Raw genomic sequence first — 16,029 nt, forward strand, 5'->3', positions numbered from 1 at the left:
AAAGTACAGGAGCCGGCTTGCTGGCGACACGAGGCAGGTCAGACGTAAAGATGTCGACTGATCCCACGCGTTCGCCAGCAAGCGGCTCCTATCGATTCATACGAATAACGTGATCAATGCAAAGCCGACGTACCAGACAATGGCCGAGCGGATGAGCAATTCCCACAAAACGTCCAGGCTGTTGACGCCCTCGACGCCCACCACTGGCGCGGGGACCTCGCCGGCGACGCAGCCGACCTTACTGATCAGGCGCGAGGCGCTGATGTTCCAGTTGAGCAGTTCGCTGAGCATCACGCGGCTGACCGCGACGAAATTCCCCACTAGCGCAAAGCTGGCTGCGAGCAAGCGCACGGGCACCCAGTCAAATGCGTGCCTTGCCTGGGTCGCACGCTCGACCAGCGCCGGCGTTTTGCCGTGCTCCGAAGCGAGGGCCAGCAAGCGGTACGCCAGTGCAGCAACCGGGCCGAGTACGAAATACCAGAAAATCACCGCGAAAAAGCCCTGATAAATCTGCCACAGCAAATACGTTTGAGCGCCGCCCAATAGCTGCTCTTCATTCTCGGCCTGGACACCCAGGTCCCGTTCAGCAACCAGCACCGCCGCTTCCTGATCACCCCGACGGCAGGCGTCACGAAACGAACCGAGGGTGGCTTTGACGTCACCGCGGCCCAGGCTGTAAATCAGCACCAGCAAATGGATCGGCAGCGCGAGCCAGCCATAGGCCACCGAGCCGACAATCACCAACACCAGGGCCAGCACCACCAAAGGCAGCACCACCGTCACCATTAAAATCCACCACGGCCGTTTGGCTGAGCGGGGATTAGATTCCAGCCGGCTCAGTTGATTGAGCCATGGCCCGTCGCGCTGAATACGCTGGCGCAGGGCCGAGAACTTCTCGATCCAGACCGCCAGCAGCAAAACCAGAAAACTCATCGACTATTCCTCACTTCAAACATCCAGGGCGGCACGAAACCGCGCCCAGTCAAAACACGGACCCGGGTCGGTCTTGCGTCCCGGCGCAATGTCGCTGTGACCGCATATGCGTTGCACCGTAATGGCCGGCCACGCCACCTGCAACTGGCGAGTCAACTCGATCAACGCCTCATATTGCGCGTCGGTGAAAGGCTGATCATCAGTGCCTTCAAGCTCGACGCCAACAGAAAAGTCATTGCATGTCTCGCGCCCCTCGAACACCGACACACCCGCATGCCAGGCACGGTCGAGGCAGGACACGAATTGAATCACCTCTCCGTCTCGCTCGATCAGAAAATGCGCAGACACACGGAGCTCGGCGATGCCTTCAAAGTAAGGGTGTTCTGTGACGTCCAGCCGGTTCTGGAAAAAAGCCTGGACCTTGCCGGTCTTGAACTGCGCCGGCGGCAGACTGATGTTGTGGATCACCAGCAACGAAATTTCGTTTTCCGGGCGGGCATTGAAATTGGGTGAGGGGCAATGCTGAGCGCCGTGGCACCAGCCGGTGGCAGGGTCCAGATGCATGGGAAGTCCTTAAGGCGTGAAACGACAGCGCGCAGTATGCCCGCGACGAGAAAGGATGTGGATGGCCAATCTACGCTGGGGTCGCACAGATTCGCAGCTACAAGTCGTAGGACCGATCTAGCCTTGGCCCTTGAGCTTGCGCAGATTGCCCAGTACCGACTCCAGTGCGCGGTCGAACAGCAAGGCGTCGTCGAGCACACGAATGGTACCGCGACGGAATTCCACCGCCAGGCCCATGCGGGTTTTCTCGAGTACCTTCATGCCGGTGCGATTGACGAAAACAAAGCGCCCGCTTGGCTCGACGATGGCCGCCAGCTTGCAGCGCAGCTTGTGGGATTCGTCCTCGTGGATCTCGACCCAACTGCCAAGACGGAGCTTTTCGACTTGTATCAAACCTTCGTCGTCGGCAGGTAACTGCATCGACGGTTCAGTCTGAATCTGCTCGCCCGGGCCAACCAACACGATCTCCTCAACCACCGCCATCATCGTGGGGCCGTTAGTAGACTGGGGCTGCTCGCCTTCCGCATCGCCTCTTGGCGTCCGCGCCACATGGCTGAATGCCTGGACGTGAAGCACTTCGAGCTGACTGAAGAATTCACTGGTGGCAAACGGGTCAAAGGCAGCACTGCTCAAGCCGTCGCGCAGGGACTTCAGCAGCCCAGGCACCAGCTCAAGCAAACGCTGCCGGGCTTCCGGCTCGTCATGGGCCTCGACGCTCCAGATCAGATCGTCCATGGCTTGAAGGCCTGACGTCCACTCGACCGACTGATCACCGTGCTTAAGGCACGTGAGCAACAGCACTTTGCTCCACGCCTCTTGCAACAGGCGAACAACCACCTGAGGCAGGGTCTTGCCGAGCAGGCGATCATTCAGCGCCTGCTGCACCCGCTGTCGGGCCAACTCGGCCAACGCGCGGCCTTGTTCGGCGTCACGGGTGCGCTGTTCAAGCAGCTCACTGCGACGACGCTCGTCGCTGGTGAAGGCCAGGAAATCCACCAGCAACTCCGTAAAGATTGCCGGGTCATCGACAAAATCATGAAGCAGGCGCTGGACGATCTGCTCGATGCGGGCATAAAGCGTGTCGCGCTGGGTATCGTCGCGACCACCCCAGCCAAGGGCTGCCGAAGCGATTTCGTTCAGCAGCCGGCGCGCAGGGTGGCTGCCACGGCTGAAGAAACTCTTGTCGATGACGGCGATCTTGAGCATCGGAATCTGCAAACGGCCGATCAACGCGCGCAGCGAACTCGGCAGGTTGCGGTCATCGAGAATGAATTCAAACAGCATCGAGATGAGGTTGATGACGTCCTCATCCATCGTGCCCACGACACGAAACTTGCCGCTTCTCGCGCTGACCCGGCTGATCAACTGCTCAAGCTGGGCGCGCAGGTCGAAGTCGTCGCTCTCTTCGGCTTTCGGCACGTACTGCTGTAAGTGGGACAACAGACGCAGCAGGTCCTGACTGGAAATCGGGCGCGCATCGGTCACCGACTCAGGGCGCGGCGTCAGGTGGCCACGCACATAAACCAGCAATTCCTGCAGGGCAGAAAACACGTCCTGCACGCTTTTATCGAGACTTTCCGTGGCCTGAAGGATGGCGGCGTTGTCGGCACGCACGGCCTCGCTCGAAGGCGGCACGCTGGCGATACGATCAGTGGAGCGGCGGGACGGCAATGCCTTCAGTTCCGGCAATACACCTGCGGAAATTAGCAACTGGTTGGCTTCCTCATAGAGCTGATCAGCGTTGCTCAGGGCGTACTTCTCAAACAGCTTGAGAATGATCAGCTTCACCTTGATTTCAACGCCGAGACTGCGCCCGGCCTGCAGAAAATAGTCGCACAGCAGCGTCGGACCCAACGGATTGGTCTCGTCAGTCAACGGCTGGGGGATGAGTACGTTCAAACGCGTGGTCAATTGACCGAGGGCGATACCGTCGCGACTCATGACCTTGACCACCATGGCGTCTACTGCGACGGTGCGCTCAAGGTCGTCGTTGTGAACCAGCGCGAGCTTGTCGTAGGAAACGGGCTCGGGCATCGGGGGCTCAGCGACTTCGTACTGGCCCAGACGCAGGAATGCTTCGAAAAACTTGTCGAGAAAGTTGCGCTCGATGCTTTTGCGCTTCAGGCGCAAGTCGCGCATGGCTTCGAAGAAGAGGTTCTGCTCAGCGTTGTTGTGAGCACGGTCAGCCATTTCGAAGAGCGTATCGTCAGCGTTATCAAACAGCGTCTGCAGACTTTCCTTCAACTGCTGCGCGGCCCGGTCACGGACCTGAAGCAGGACGACGGGCAGCCGAGCAAGAGGCGAGGACCCCGGATGATCCGGGCCCGCCTTCAAGGGCACCACCTTATTACCGTCGTTCTGCATCAAGGACTCCTCTACACCGTCGACACAACTGCTTTAACAACAGCTACACCCCGCAGCGAATGAAGACTCGACTCCATTCGGACGGATCTAAAAATTTATCCCTTGGGATGCAGCAGGCTGACGTCAACACTATGGCGTCAAATACAAGGCGAAAGTATCGGTTAAATCAGGCCCGCTCGCCAGCGGACACTTCGCCTTAGTTGGAATAATAGGAGGCGGCGAAGAGACGTGCGCAGCGATAGACACTCAAAATCACAATCTGTCGCATAACCGATGAAAAACCCGACAAAGTGCAGGTTTTGCACCCGACTGGACACCTGGCGCACGTGGGTTGGTACACGCGCCTGCCATATACTCCGCACACTTAGTCCGCGGAGCCTGATATGCCAAACCTACGTCTAGACGCCCTCGCTGCCGAAATCGAAGCCAACGTGCGCCGTGCGTTGATCGAGGATGTGGGCAGTGGCGACATCACCGCGCAGCTGATTCCGGCGGAGCGACTGGCCAAGGCCACTGTGATATCCCGCGACGCAGCGGTGATCGCTGGCACGGCGTGGGTTGACGCTGTTTTCCGTCAACTTGACCCACGCGTCGCCGTGCATTGGCAGGTTGTTGACGGCGATCGCGTGCAGCCCAATCAGGCGCTGTTCCATCTAGAAGGCCCCGCCCGCTCCTTGCTGACGGGGGAACGCAGCGCGCTCAACTTTCTGCAGCTGCTGTCAGGCGTTGCCACCCGCGCGCAGCACTACGCGGACATGGTCGCGGACACTCAGGTCAAACTGCTCGACACACGCAAAACCCTCCCCGGCCTGAGAATGGCGCAGAAATACGCCGTCACCTGTGGCGGCTGCCATAACCACCGCATCGGGCTGTTCGATGCGTTTCTGATCAAAGAAAATCACATCGCAGCCTGTGGCGGTATTGCCGAAGCCATCACCGCTGCGCACAAGATCGCGCCGGGCAAACCTGTGGAAATCGAAGTGGAAAGCCTCGACGAACTCAACCAAGCCCTCGACGGCGGCGCCGACATCATCATGCTCGATGAGCTGAGCTTGGAGGACATGCGCGAAGCCGTGCGCCTCACTGCGGGTCGCGCCAAGCTGGAAGCCAGTGGTGGTGTGACGGACGCGACTTTGCGCACTATCGCTGAGACTGGCGTTGATTACATTTCCATTGGCACGCTGACTAAGGATGTGAAGGCGGTGGATTTGTCGATGCGGTTGAGCGTTTGAGAGCGTTGCGACGTCATTAAGGTTGAACTGCCAAGGTTGCTCGGGCTCTGCTTGTTATTACCTTGATGGGGAGAACGGGCATGAATTGTTATCTGTGCGCGATCGAAGCTCAGCAGCGTGAGTCGACGCAGGGTGGGAAGGTTGTTGTGTGCCGTGACTGCGGTGAATACCTGATCTCGGATGTCGTGATCAGGCAGCTACCGTCGAAGCCGCTTAATTTTTCCAGAATGCGCGAAGACCTGCATCGGCAGAGGCAGTCCAATGCCACGTCTATGGCGCAGATCAACAGCGAGACAGCGGTTTGGGCTTGAGGCTTTGTGGTTTGGGATTTTGATAGGACGGATGAGGAGATGACGATGGCTGATGAGAAGAAACCTGACGAAAAAGAACAACCCGAGAAGGACGTGCCGGCTCATTCGACTGAGGAAGAAAAGGAGCGGCTGAAGGATTTCAACAAGGACGGAATTCCGCCGGGGATTTGTTGATTGGCGGGATGATGCGGGTGTTGGATACCAATAAGCCCGGTGCTTAAGACCGGGTTTTCCCGTCGTTTAATCAAGCCGAGCATCTCAACACAGACCAGTACCGTCTCGAATGGAGTTTCACCCACTGCGAGATAGCACTTCACTGTCACGAGGCCAATTCAGATAACCAGCTTGGTTGCAAACTCGAATCAGTTACCCCAACCTGGGGAAATTAACTATTCGGTTTGCTGACTTGTAATGGAGCGTCACTTCCCCGCCAATAGCGCAACATAGGGCTCATAGTGATATCTGTGAGACTGCAAGGTGATTTCGCACACTGAGATGCACGCTCACTTTCCTACGAGAGCTTGGGACTAGGTGCGGTCACATGACTGGCAATGGTGAGGATCATAAGTTAGGATTCCCCCCCCCAACAGTCAAGAGCAGGAAGCTAATATGTCATTCGACGCATTCATGCAGGTAAACGGTGTTGAAGGAGAGTCGCTTGATGCTGATCACAAGGGTTGGGTCGAGCTACTCTCGTATCACTACGATGCTATCCAGTCAATCAGTCAGTCTGCCAGCTCAAATGGCGGCGCATCCGCAGGAGGCGTCAGCTTAGGAGACTTCCGCGTTACCAAATACATTGACCGGGCCACACCTAAACTATTCGAACTGTGTTGCAGAGGGTCGCACATCGAACATGTGACTATTCGCATACACCGGGCGGGGGCTGAAAAATTCAAGTACCTAGACATTGTTTTAGAAGAAGTATTGATATCTACCGTAAGTGGTCAAGGCGCCGAATTTGCGGGCCTGCCTGTAGAAACCATAACTCTAAATTATGGACGTATCAAATTCGAATATACACAGCAACGACGGGTTGATGGAGCAAGTGCGGGCATCGTATCCGGTGGCTGGGACCGGACAGCGAATAAACCCTTCGCATAAACATATGGGTGATAGTCGCTGAGAAAATCGGCGCAAAGGTCCGCCAGTGGCGCTGGCGGACCTACACATTACCAGAAGGCTATGACTGTTAAAGCAAGCAATGCTGTTGTCAGCGCCGCTTCCAGCCTAGAGCATTTAGAAACTATTATAAACTGCACTCCTATTACCAGCGCCAGAATCACGCCCCTAAAAACTGACCGATTGCTAGATTCATCTTCCACCAAGACACCTGCGGAGCTTTGCGCAGAGTCTAGCGAGTCCATCCAGTCGTACTTGGACCCATGAAATAATGCGTACATGAACAAAAGAACGAAAAAGAGGACATACAAAATTACGCGCAATACATTTCTATTTTTACTCATAATATTCACATCATAAGCCGACTAAAACGAAGCCAGTTTCTTACGATGAAATCTCCGTATCTAGTATTTTCTTTTATTTTATCTAGCGACAAGGCCATCCCCCTATTGTAGCGAGCACCAATCACTCTGACCTCATCTAACCCAATGGAAGTAAAACCATCGTGATCGGCAAGCATTCGCAGATGTTTGGCAGCCAGATCAATGTTGTACACATCGCGCTCAAGACAGTAAGACAAACTCCGTAACTGGCTTACATTCATCTGCTCTGGATCTAAGCCTATTGTCAAAGCGGCGGTTTTAAGTTGAATACTTACCCATCCAAAGCTAGTTTTTGACGGCGGATTCGTAATCACAGTTGAAAAATTACCAATGTGATCGAACGCACGCACCTCAAAAGCCACTCTATCAATAAAGTTGGGATCACCACCGGTTTCAATCCAGCAAACCCCAGCCACAAGCTCGACGGGAAGTGCGTATTTAAGCGCAGCCGCTTTGATGATTAGCTTGTTGTGGACTACCCAGGCATCTTTGAACCGCTGTATATAGGCCCGACCACCACCTAAAGGCTCTGGAACAACCTTCCACATCAAGACATCAAGAAGCCCCCATGTCGGGCTGCTATTGGACACCGTATCGCAAAACTCATCCATCTGGCTCGTCCTTGATTCAGCAAACAGGGCGCACTATACACCGGTTACGCCTCAGTTGCTTACGTTGAACTACGGTGGGATACGTCCATATGAATCTGTATGCGATTCACTCTCTCTCTGTCCCACCCCATTCAAGATCGGGACGTAGTCCGCGCGTCGCACACAGCGACGGAGCACTTCACCAATTGGGAATAACTAGTTAAACAACGTGCGGCGGAGCCGACAGCAAAGAGCAGCGCAAAGGCAGATCTCTGTTAAGAGAGTTGCAAGGGCAGCGCCGGCGACGCCTATCACCGGAATCAAGGCGAAGTTCAGAGCGACGTTCACAGTGACCGCAGCGATTAAGCTTTTTGCAAACCATCGCTCCTGCTGCGTAGCGATGGCATGCTGCTCCATCACGTAGTTCGGAAGCGCAAAAATCAGGCCGGTGAACAGTAGCCGAATTATGGTGTGAGCCCCTTCTGAGTAAGCGCTCCCGAACAAAACGCCCACCACCCAAGGGCCAAAGATCCACCCGCCCACTGCCAAAAGCAAGCCGACAACCGCCGCTCCGACGACCGAATTGCGACTGAATCGGCTTCCCTCAACGCCGTCCACTGCCAGAATTCTCATCCTCCGAAAAAGCATCAAAGCCACCGGCGTAGCTAACGCCATAAGGCCGTCTTGAATCCTCGTCGCTACCGCATATTGACCAATAGCGGGCACTTCTCCCAACAGGTGCCGGAGAATAATGATGTCAATGTGGTGATAGAGAGTGGAAGCAAGGCCGACCGCGAAGAAACTCAACGAACTGCGGTAGGCCCAAACCGGCACCTTCCACTCAATTCGGCGCAGCGCTGGGAAGTGCTTGAAGTGACACGCGAGTGTCAGCCCGAGGCCAAGCCCCCAAGCAAGAAAAATCGACACCGGGGCAGCGCCAGCGATGAGCACCGATCCAAGTACAAGCAAGGCGCTTACGGTTCTGCCATAGAAAAGAAACTGGGCATCTCGTTCAAAATTTCCGGCGCCCTTAAACCAAGAGGACTGCCATTGAGTGAGAGTGATCATGGCGAAGCAGAAGATGCCGGCCATGAGAGCAGGCCCGTCTACCCAAGGGTGCAATGCGCCAGCCAGCAACAGGAAAACTGAAGTTGTTAGCAGCAGGTGCATCAGCGCAGTGCTTGGTAGTTCTGAGTAACGTGTGCTTAGAGCAGCGGATGGCGACGCACGCTCCCGCATCAAGAGCGTGTTGAAACCTGCATCCTGCATAAGCACAAGAACGCTCACCAGCACATAGATGTAGGTGTAATGCCCAAACGAGCTTGAACCCATACTGCGTGCGAACAGGACCGAAAGGCCCAACGAGACTGCAGCGGAGTAAGCCGTCACGCCCCACTGCATTGCCAAGGGAGCCAACTGCTTGATGAGTGATGCTCTCGGCGCTAGCTCCATTGCAAATACACCTTCTGGCAGGAACCGTGATGCTGGCGAGTCGGGCAGATTGGAGAGATGGAGCTATTCGATGGAGGTAACACGAACCGACCTTTTTATAACTACGGAGGAAGGTCGCGAGACCGGAGTGATGCTCGGGTTGACGCTTATGCTCGTTGAGCTTTGGGGTTCTATGTGAACGCTGATGAGAAATGGTGCCGAAAATAGGAATCGAACCTACGACCTTCGCGTTACGAGTGCGCTGCTCTACCGACTGAGCTATTTCGGCGTTGGTAATGGTGCGAAATTATCAGTATTCGTTTGCTCCAACAAGCGGCCACCAGGCTGCGCGATGACTCCTTGCATCCAAAATCGAGGCTGGAATCGTCCCCCATGTTCCTGGATATAAACCTGCTCCCGCTGATCAAGATTTGGGGCATCACGAAAGGCTACATAGCCCAGATATAAGACGGCCAATGTCAATATTGCAACCCATCCTTTTTGCGCAATTGGCTGTACCGCTGGGGGCTCAGGCGAAAATTCATGGATACCAATCAGCCAGCCCACGACAATAGCGAGCCACAACTGAGAGTAGGGCATTACGATAACGCCATCGACCATTGACTGAGTCAACGCGCCAATCAAGCTCGCGAATAGACAGACTCGCAATAAGTCCACAGGCTCAGTCGACCTGTGGTTCGCGCGAATCAAACGGAACGTAGCCCATAATCCTTTAGAGACGAGCCACATTACCAAAAGTGTAGAAGGGATCCCCCATTCGCAGGCCCACTGCAAGATAGCTTGATGGGGATGTGCCGCTACGGGATTAGGGATGTCAGCGAAGTGCATAGGGCCGAACCCTAGGAGCGGCCGCTCCTTAATCATTTCCCACGCTTGGTGCCAAATAATTTCACGGGCGGAGAGCGATGTGCTTAGCCTGTCGCCTGCGAAATTAAGCGTTTCCATACCGAGAAAGGAAGGGAGTGCACTGAAGAAGCTTAAAAACAAAAGCCCTCCCAATACCGCTGCGCCGATCTGCCAGCCCCCCCAGCGGCGACCAGACGCCCCGCATATCAACAAAACGAGCGTGGCAACGACTAGCCCCAACCAAGTTCCACGAGTACCGCCGCTGATTGCAATCATCCACCAGAGACTAAGAAGACTGAGTGCCCCCAGTCTGATCCAATTGCTGTAACTACGGAGCAACGGTAACGCAAGGAGGGGAAGCGTAAAGGTTTGAAACTGGCCATAGAACCGTTTATTCGAGAATCCTTCTAATAGCAGATCGGTATCGATTATCGAAGCATGACTGGCAAAAGCGGCGATGCCTGATACCACAAATTGCAAAACCTTCACCATGCAAAGAGCCAACACGAAACCGATAAAAAAATCATCTGATCTTTTTCCGCGAATACGTCTTGATCGAGCCGTGTAAAATGCAAAATTCCAACAAATGATTAGCAAAGATAATTCGCAGAACGCCCAACCACTGAGTTCTGATCGCACGCTTGAGACAATGCCAAGCAAAAGTATCAGACAGCTAGCTATTTTCACGTTCCGACTGGGCAGCAATATCGATCGGTGCTCGACGCCACAGACACACCAGGGTATGACCGCTAGGGCGCCTATAAGGATCTGGTCATACCGCTGGAGATCGTGCCCATAAAAGAGAGCACAGGTGATAGGCAAAAAAACCAGTATGGAGATGAGCGTGTGATGGTATTTAGACGGCGTCACTAGCACTGCTCACCCGATCCAGCAAAATACTTGAAAATAAAAAGGCGCTTTCGCGCCTTTTTATTAAAAATTTACGATCCTGTACATGCACTTGGAGCAGCAGGAGCCGGCGAGACAGTACATGCCCAAGTGATGCTTTGACCCGTGCTTGTAGCTGTCGCTACTGGAAGCGTAGGGGCCAAAGTTACCGAAACTGTAGGGTTGGTACGACTGGCTGTGAGCGTTCCGTTTGAACAGGATTGTCCAGTGCCAAGTGTCATGTTGGTACATAGAGCAGTTTGAGCTAAGCCGTTTGAAAAGTTTTCTGCGACACCTAGCTTCGCAGCATCAAGACCGGCAAGCAGAGCAGAGGCTTGAGCCCGGAGCGTGTAGTTTTGGTACGCGGGAATGGCTACAGCAGCCAAAATGCCGATGATCGCTACCACGATCATCAATTCAATGAGAGTAAAACCTTTTTGTGATTGCATAACGTACATCTCCGATCGTCAATTTGGTGTCGCGTCGAAGGTGTTTACGCACATGTCGTGCCAACTATTCATCGAATGTCTGGGGAGACATTCACTCTCGTAGGCCATGAAAGTGCCGCCACGCATCAGCATAAAGTGACAAAAATGGTCATAGGCCGCTCGCGCATTTGGCAGCCAAGCCCGACTACGATATAAACCACTGACTGTCTGTGTGTGGTGGTTTTGATGACTGATGTCGTGCTTACGGGGTTGGCAAAACAACTCGTTGTTGCTGAGCTCCTGGATGAGAAATCTGCGCAGCAGGCCTACCTGCAGGCTCGCCAGAACAAAGTATCGCTGGTTAGCTATCTAGTGCAGAGCAAGCTGGTGAAAAGCCTGACGCTCGCCGAGGTAGCATCCGATCAGTTCGGCATCCCCTTTATGGATCTCAGTAACCTGGATAAAGAGGGCCAACCAAAGGGCCTCGTCAGCGAAAAACTTGTTCGCCAGCATTGGGCGCTGCCGTTGTGGCGTCGCGGCAACAAGTTATTTGTTGGTATTTCCGACCCAACAAACCATCAGGCCATAACCGATATTCAGTTCAGCACCGGCTTGACCACGGAAGCGATCCTCGTAGAGGACGACAAGCTCACCGTAGCTATTGAGAAGTTTTTTGACAGCCACTCGGGTATGGGGGATTTGGCTGACGTAGATCTTGGCCTCGAAATTGAATCGGTTGATGAGAGCAAAGAATCGTCCATCGCCGGTCAGGATGCAGACGACGCGCCAGTCGTACGCTTTGTCAACAAGATGCTCATGGATGCAATCCGACTAGGTTCTTCGGATTTGCACTTCGAGCCATATGAGAAGGTTTTTAGAGTGCGGTTACGCACGGACGGAATTCTTCACGAGGTAGCCAAGCCTCCTACGCACCTGGCCGGTCGTATCGCGGCGCGCTTGAAAGTCATGGCAAGCTTGGATATCTCTGAGCGCCGCAGACCTCAAGACGGTCGAATCAAGCTACGCATCTCAAAAAACCGCGCCATCGACTTTCGGGTCAATACGCTGCCCACATTATGGGGGGAGAAAATCGTAATGCGGATTCTCGACCCCACGAGCGCCCAAATGGGCATTGATGCTTTGGGGTATGAGCCTGAACAAAAGGCCCTTTATCTGGAGGCCTTAAGTAAGCCACAGGGGATGATTTTGGTAACGGGCCCTACTGGCTCCGGGAAAACGGTCTCTCTATACACAGGTCTGAATATCCTAAACACCGTCGATATCAATATTTCCACAGCAGAGGATCCGGTGGAAATTAACCTCGAAGGCATCAATCAGGTCAACGTTAACCCGCGGCACGGGATGGACTTTTCCCAAGCGCTTCGCGCGTTTCTACGTCAGGACCCAGACGTAATTATGGTCGGCGAGATCCGAGATCTCGAGACAGCCGAAATTGCTATCAAGGCGTCACAAACAGGTCACATGGTGCTATCGACGTTGCATACCAACAGCGCCGCCGAGACACTTACTCGTCTACACCATATGGGGGTTGCAGCCTTCAACATCGCCACCGCGATAAACCTGATTATTGCTCAACGCCTCGCTCGAAAGCTTTGCGCTCTTTGCAAGGGCGAGGTAGACATCCCACGCGAGACTTTAATTGCCGAAGGTTTCCCGGAGTCGAAAATTGGCTCGTTTAAGCTTTACTCCCCAGTAGGCTGCGAACACTGTAATGCCGGCTATAAAGGCCGCGTTGGCATTTACGAGGTTGTGAAAAGCACTCCTGCTTTGGAGCGCATCATTATGGAAGAAGGAAATTCCATCGCGATTTCCGAGCAGATGCGCAAGGATGGATTCAATGACTTGCGTACGTCTGGCCTCATAAAGGCTATGCAAGGCGTGACCAGCCTTGAGGAAATCAACCGGGTGACCAAGGATTAAACATGGCGACCAAATCAGTAAAAGTCAGCGTTTACACCTGGGAGGGAGTAGATAAAAAAGGCATTAAACAAAAGGGGGAGGTCAACGGCCACAACCCTGCGCTTGTGAAGGCTCAGCTGCGCAAGCAGGGCATCAACCCTACCAAGGTAAGGAAAAAAGCGGTATCCATCTTCGGTTCAGGAAAAAAAATTAAACCATTGCATATCGCTTTTTTTAGTCGTCAAATGGCGACAATGATGAAAGCAGGCGTGCCGTTATTACAGTCCTTCGACATTATCAGCGAGAGTTCGGACAATCCGAATATGCGCAAGCTCGTAGATGACATCAAGCAGGAGGTAGCTGCTGGTCATAGTTTTGCGACCGCCTTACGACAAAAGCCACAGTACTTCGACGATCTGTTTTGCAATCTAGTGGATGCAGGCGAGCAGGCTGGCGCTCTTGAGTCACTTTTAGATCGCGTTGCTACCTATAAAGAAAAAACTGAATATCTCAAAGCAAAGATCAAAAAAGCGATGACGTATCCGATCGCGGTGGTGATAGTTGCGCTTATTGTAAGTGCAATCTTGTTAATTAAAGTGGTTCCTCAGTTCCAATCCGTTTTCGCAGGCTTCGGGGCGAAACTTCCGGCATTTACGTTGATGGTGATTGGCCTTTCCGAGGCACTGCAGAGTTATTGGTACATGTTCATTATCGCCCTTGTCGCAGTAGTGCTGGCATTCAAAAACGCCCATAAGAAATCAGAAAAATTTCGAAACTGGATCGATAGGCTGCTGCTGAAAATCCCTATTATCGGCCCCCTTTTGTACAAATCCGCTGTGGCTCGCTACGCCCGCACACTCTCCACAACCTTCGCCGCCGGCGTCCCGCTGGTAGAAGCGTTAGATTCTGTGGCAGGTGCGACCGGCAACGTCGTCTTCCGAAACGCCGTCAACAAAGTCAAACAAGACGTCTCTACCGGCATGCAGCTCAACTTCTCCATGCGCAGCACCGGCGTCTTCCCCATGCTAGCAGTCCAAATGACCGCCATCGGCGAGGAATCCGGTGCGCTGGACTCGATGCTCGATAAAGTCGCGACCTACTACGAGGATGAGGTCGATAACATGGTCGACAGCCTGACCAGCCTTATGGAACCGATGATCATGGCGTTCCTTGGTGTCATTGTCGGCGGGCTCGTCATTGCCATGTATCTCCCAATCTTCCAGCTCGGAAACGTCGTCTAACCATGCCCCTCTTCGACCTCCTGGCCAGCTCCCCGCTGGCCTTCGTTCTATGCACGCTCATCCTCGGCCTACTCGTCGGCAGTTTCCTAAACGTCGTGATCTACCGATTACCGCTAATGATGATCCGCGACTGGAAAACCCAGTCCCGGGAAATGCTCGACCTCCCCGCCGAGCCGCAAGCAGAAACCTTCAACCTCATCCTCCCCCACTCCCGCTGCCCGCATTGCTCACACCTAATCCGCGCGTGGGAGAACATTCCGGTCGTGAGCTACCTGTTCCTCGGCGGCAAGTGTTCCCAGTGCAAAGCCCCGATCAGCAAGCGCTACCCGCTGGTTGAATTAGCGTGTGGCTTAGTCTCAGCCTTCATCGCCTGGCATTTCGGTTTCGGCTGGCAGGCAGCGGCGATGCTGGTGCTGACGTGGGGGTTGTTGTCGATGAGCCTGATCGACGCCGACCACCAGCTTCTGCCGGACGCAATCGTACTGCCGCTGCTGTGGCTCGGGCTGATCGTGAATGCGTTCGGGCTGTTCACGTCGCTGACCGATGCGCTGTGGGGCGCGGTCGCTGGGTATCTGGTGTTGTGGTGTGTGTTCTGGCTGTTCAAGCTGGTCACCGGCAAGGAAGGTATGGGCTATGGCGATTTCAAGTTGCTGGCCATGCTCGGCGCGTGGGGCGGGTGGCAGATTCTGCCGCTAACGATTCTGCTGTCGTCGATTGTCGGGGCGGTACTGGGCCTGATTTTGTTGCGTTTGCGTAATGTCGAAACCAGCACGCCGATCCCCTTCGGTCCTTATCTGGCGCTCGCGGGGTGGATCGCTTTGCTCTGGGGTGATCAAATAACCACTTCGTATTTGCAGATCGCCGGTTTCAGATGACTTCTCCTGCGTCAAAACCCTGGATTCTGGGCCTCACCGGTGGCATCGGCAGCGGCAAGAGTGCGGCGGCTCAGTGCTTCGTCGATCTCGGCGTGCATTTGGTGGACGCCGATCACGCTGCTCGCTGGGTTGTCGAACCCGGGCGCCCTGCCCTGGCGCAGATCGCCGAGCACTTCGGCCCAAGCGTGTTACAGGCCGATGGCACGCTGAATCGCTCGGCGTTGCGCGAGCTGATTTTCAAGGATCCGCAACAGCGGGTCTGGCTCGAAAGCCTGCTTCATCCGCTGATCCGCGAGGAGATCCGTCAGTACCTGGCGCGCGCTGAATCGGCTTACGCGATTCTGGTGTCGCCGCTGTTGCTGGAGACTTCTCAGCACCAGATGGTGCAGCGGGTGTTGGTCATTGATGTGCCGGAATCGGTGCAGATCGAGCGCACGGTGTTGCGCGACAAGACCAACGAAGAACAGGTCCGGGCGATTCTCAAGGCGCAGGCCAGTCGCGAGGAGCGCTTGAGCCGGGCCGATGATGTGATCGTCAATGACCGTGACCCGGCCTGGCTGAAAAGCGAGGTCGAGCGTCTGCATCACTTTTATTTAACTTTGCGTGGAGGCCAATGATGAGCCAACCAATGACCGTCGATTGCCCAACCTGCGGAGCGCCCGTGGAATGGACGCCGGAGAGTAAATTCCGGCCGTTCTGTTCAGACCGTTGCAAGCTGATCGACCTGGGCGCCTGGGCGTCGGAAGAGCATGCGATTCCGGTGGCGCCGGATGCTGAAGACGAACTGTTTTCGGGTGATCTCGACCCGCGTCAGCATTGATCGAATTTGGCAGCCACACTGGCCGAACAACCCAAGTGCCGCCACATTCCCCTCGTTCCG

Annotated in this window: 15 protein-coding genes and 1 tRNA gene; 8 read left to right on the plus strand and 8 right to left on the minus strand. The window is 54.7% G+C overall.

Annotated features, from left to right (window positions below; genetic code table 11):
* Positions 1-96: 96 nt before the first annotated feature.
* The 3 genes from ampE to EC919_RS12235 form a co-directional block, all read right to left on the minus strand.
* Positions 97-933 (minus strand): regulatory signaling modulator protein AmpE, encoded by an 837-nt coding sequence (gene ampE, locus EC919_RS12225; RefSeq protein ID WP_133774262.1) that lies wholly within the window; start codon positions 931-933, stop codon positions 97-99.
* 15 nt (positions 934-948) lie between these two features.
* Complete coding sequence (gene ampD, locus EC919_RS12230) at positions 949-1,497, minus strand: 1,6-anhydro-N-acetylmuramyl-L-alanine amidase AmpD (protein ID WP_133774264.1); 549 nt, start codon at positions 1,495-1,497, stop codon at positions 949-951.
* A gap of 117 nt (positions 1,498-1,614) precedes the next feature.
* On the minus strand, positions 1,615-3,861 hold the full coding sequence (locus tag EC919_RS12235; protein WP_133774266.1) for a DUF1631 domain-containing protein: 2,247 nt from the start codon (positions 3,859-3,861) through the stop codon (positions 1,615-1,617).
* Between the two features lie 383 nt (positions 3,862-4,244).
* On the opposite strand from EC919_RS12235, the gene nadC reads away from it, so the two are divergent.
* The 3 genes from nadC to EC919_RS12250 all read left to right on the plus strand — a co-directional run bounded on the left by nadC (position 4,245) and on the right by EC919_RS12250 (position 6,508).
* Entirely contained in the window at positions 4,245-5,093 is an 849-nt protein-coding gene (gene nadC / locus EC919_RS12240; RefSeq protein ID WP_133774268.1) for a carboxylating nicotinate-nucleotide diphosphorylase, read from the plus strand.
* Between the two features lie 356 nt (positions 5,094-5,449).
* Positions 5,450-5,578, plus strand: coding sequence for a hypothetical protein (locus EC919_RS27585; RefSeq protein ID WP_133774270.1), 129 nt, complete (start codon positions 5,450-5,452; stop codon positions 5,576-5,578).
* A gap of 435 nt (positions 5,579-6,013) precedes the next feature.
* Positions 6,014-6,508 (plus strand): Hcp family type VI secretion system effector, encoded by a 495-nt coding sequence (locus EC919_RS12250; RefSeq protein WP_133774272.1) that lies wholly within the window; start codon positions 6,014-6,016, stop codon positions 6,506-6,508.
* Between the two features lie 367 nt (positions 6,509-6,875).
* Here the strand turns inward: EC919_RS12250 and EC919_RS12255 are convergent, their stop codons facing one another.
* The 5 genes from EC919_RS12255 to EC919_RS12275 form a co-directional block, all read right to left on the minus strand.
* The gene (locus EC919_RS12255; protein ID WP_133774274.1) at positions 6,876-7,520 is read right to left on the minus strand and encodes a hypothetical protein; all 645 of its coding nucleotides are present in this window, start codon (positions 7,518-7,520) and stop codon (positions 6,876-6,878) included.
* Positions 7,521-7,715: 195 nt separating this feature from the next.
* A complete protein-coding gene (locus tag EC919_RS12260; RefSeq protein WP_133774276.1) occupies positions 7,716-8,951 on the minus strand; it encodes a polysaccharide biosynthesis C-terminal domain-containing protein in 1,236 nt (411 codons plus the stop codon).
* Between the two features lie 192 nt (positions 8,952-9,143).
* A tRNA-Thr gene (locus EC919_RS12265) sits at positions 9,144-9,219 on the minus strand.
* Positions 9,210-10,541, minus strand: coding sequence for an O-antigen ligase family protein (locus EC919_RS12270; RefSeq protein ID WP_432213814.1), 1,332 nt, complete (start codon positions 10,539-10,541; stop codon positions 9,210-9,212). Before EC919_RS12270 ends, EC919_RS12265 begins: the two co-directional genes overlap by 10 nt.
* 197 nt (positions 10,542-10,738) lie before the next feature.
* Positions 10,739-11,134 carry a pilin gene (locus EC919_RS12275; protein WP_133774824.1) on the minus strand — a complete coding sequence of 132 codons (396 nt, stop codon included), beginning with the start codon at positions 11,132-11,134 and terminating at the stop codon, positions 10,739-10,741.
* Between the two features lie 225 nt (positions 11,135-11,359).
* Between EC919_RS12275 and pilB the strand changes: the two genes are divergently transcribed.
* Genes pilB through yacG form a run of 5 tightly spaced genes read left to right on the plus strand, consistent with a single transcriptional unit; the run spans position 11,360 to position 15,969 of the window.
* Positions 11,360-13,054 carry a type IV-A pilus assembly ATPase PilB gene (gene pilB, locus EC919_RS12280; RefSeq protein ID WP_133774278.1) on the plus strand — a complete coding sequence of 565 codons (1,695 nt, stop codon included), beginning with the start codon at positions 11,360-11,362 and terminating at the stop codon, positions 13,052-13,054.
* A 2-nt stretch (positions 13,055-13,056) separates the two neighbouring features.
* On the plus strand, positions 13,057-14,274 hold the full coding sequence (locus EC919_RS12285) for a type II secretion system F family protein (protein ID WP_133774280.1): 1,218 nt from the start codon (positions 13,057-13,059) through the stop codon (positions 14,272-14,274).
* A gap of 2 nt (positions 14,275-14,276) precedes the next feature.
* Positions 14,277-15,149, plus strand: coding sequence for a prepilin peptidase (locus tag EC919_RS12290; RefSeq protein ID WP_133774283.1), 873 nt, complete (start codon positions 14,277-14,279; stop codon positions 15,147-15,149).
* Positions 15,146-15,766 carry a dephospho-CoA kinase gene (gene coaE, locus EC919_RS12295; RefSeq protein ID WP_133774284.1) on the plus strand — a complete coding sequence of 207 codons (621 nt, stop codon included), beginning with the start codon at positions 15,146-15,148 and terminating at the stop codon, positions 15,764-15,766. Before EC919_RS12290 ends, coaE begins: the two co-directional genes overlap by 4 nt.
* Positions 15,766-15,969, plus strand: coding sequence for a DNA gyrase inhibitor YacG (yacG, locus tag EC919_RS12300; RefSeq protein WP_074888353.1), 204 nt, complete (start codon positions 15,766-15,768; stop codon positions 15,967-15,969). Before coaE ends, yacG begins: the two co-directional genes overlap by 1 nt.
* Positions 15,970-16,029 lie beyond the last annotated feature (60 nt).

Origin of the sequence: Pseudomonas graminis (assembly GCF_004364335.1) — a bacterium.
GTDB lineage: Bacteria > Pseudomonadota > Gammaproteobacteria > Pseudomonadales > Pseudomonadaceae > Aquipseudomonas > Aquipseudomonas graminis_D.

Coding starts and splice junctions, on each gene's coding strand:
- nadC (WP_133774268.1), top strand. CDS start 4,245: ATGCCAAACCTACGTCTAGACGCCCTCGCTGCCGAAATCGAAGCCAAC.
- EC919_RS12255 (WP_133774274.1), bottom strand. CDS start 7,520: ATGGATGAGTTTTGCGATACGGTGTCCAATAGCAGCCCGACATGGGGG.
- ampD (WP_133774264.1), bottom strand. CDS start 1,497: ATGCATCTGGACCCTGCCACCGGCTGGTGCCACGGCGCTCAGCATTGC.
- pilB (WP_133774278.1), top strand. CDS start 11,360: ATGACTGATGTCGTGCTTACGGGGTTGGCAAAACAACTCGTTGTTGCT.
- EC919_RS27585 (WP_133774270.1), top strand. CDS start 5,450: ATGGCTGATGAGAAGAAACCTGACGAAAAAGAACAACCCGAGAAGGAC.
- EC919_RS12285 (WP_133774280.1), top strand. CDS start 13,057: ATGGCGACCAAATCAGTAAAAGTCAGCGTTTACACCTGGGAGGGAGTA.
- EC919_RS12275 (WP_133774824.1), bottom strand. CDS start 11,134: ATGCAATCACAAAAAGGTTTTACTCTCATTGAATTGATGATCGTGGTA.
- EC919_RS12260 (WP_133774276.1), bottom strand. CDS start 8,951: ATGGAGCTAGCGCCGAGAGCATCACTCATCAAGCAGTTGGCTCCCTTG.
- EC919_RS12235 (WP_133774266.1), bottom strand. CDS start 3,861: ATGCAGAACGACGGTAATAAGGTGGTGCCCTTGAAGGCGGGCCCGGAT.
- yacG (WP_074888353.1), top strand. CDS start 15,766: ATGAGCCAACCAATGACCGTCGATTGCCCAACCTGCGGAGCGCCCGTG.
- EC919_RS12250 (WP_133774272.1), top strand. CDS start 6,014: ATGTCATTCGACGCATTCATGCAGGTAAACGGTGTTGAAGGAGAGTCG.
- EC919_RS12290 (WP_133774283.1), top strand. CDS start 14,277: ATGCCCCTCTTCGACCTCCTGGCCAGCTCCCCGCTGGCCTTCGTTCTA.
- coaE (WP_133774284.1), top strand. CDS start 15,146: ATGACTTCTCCTGCGTCAAAACCCTGGATTCTGGGCCTCACCGGTGGC.
- ampE (WP_133774262.1), bottom strand. CDS start 933: ATGAGTTTTCTGGTTTTGCTGCTGGCGGTCTGGATCGAGAAGTTCTCG.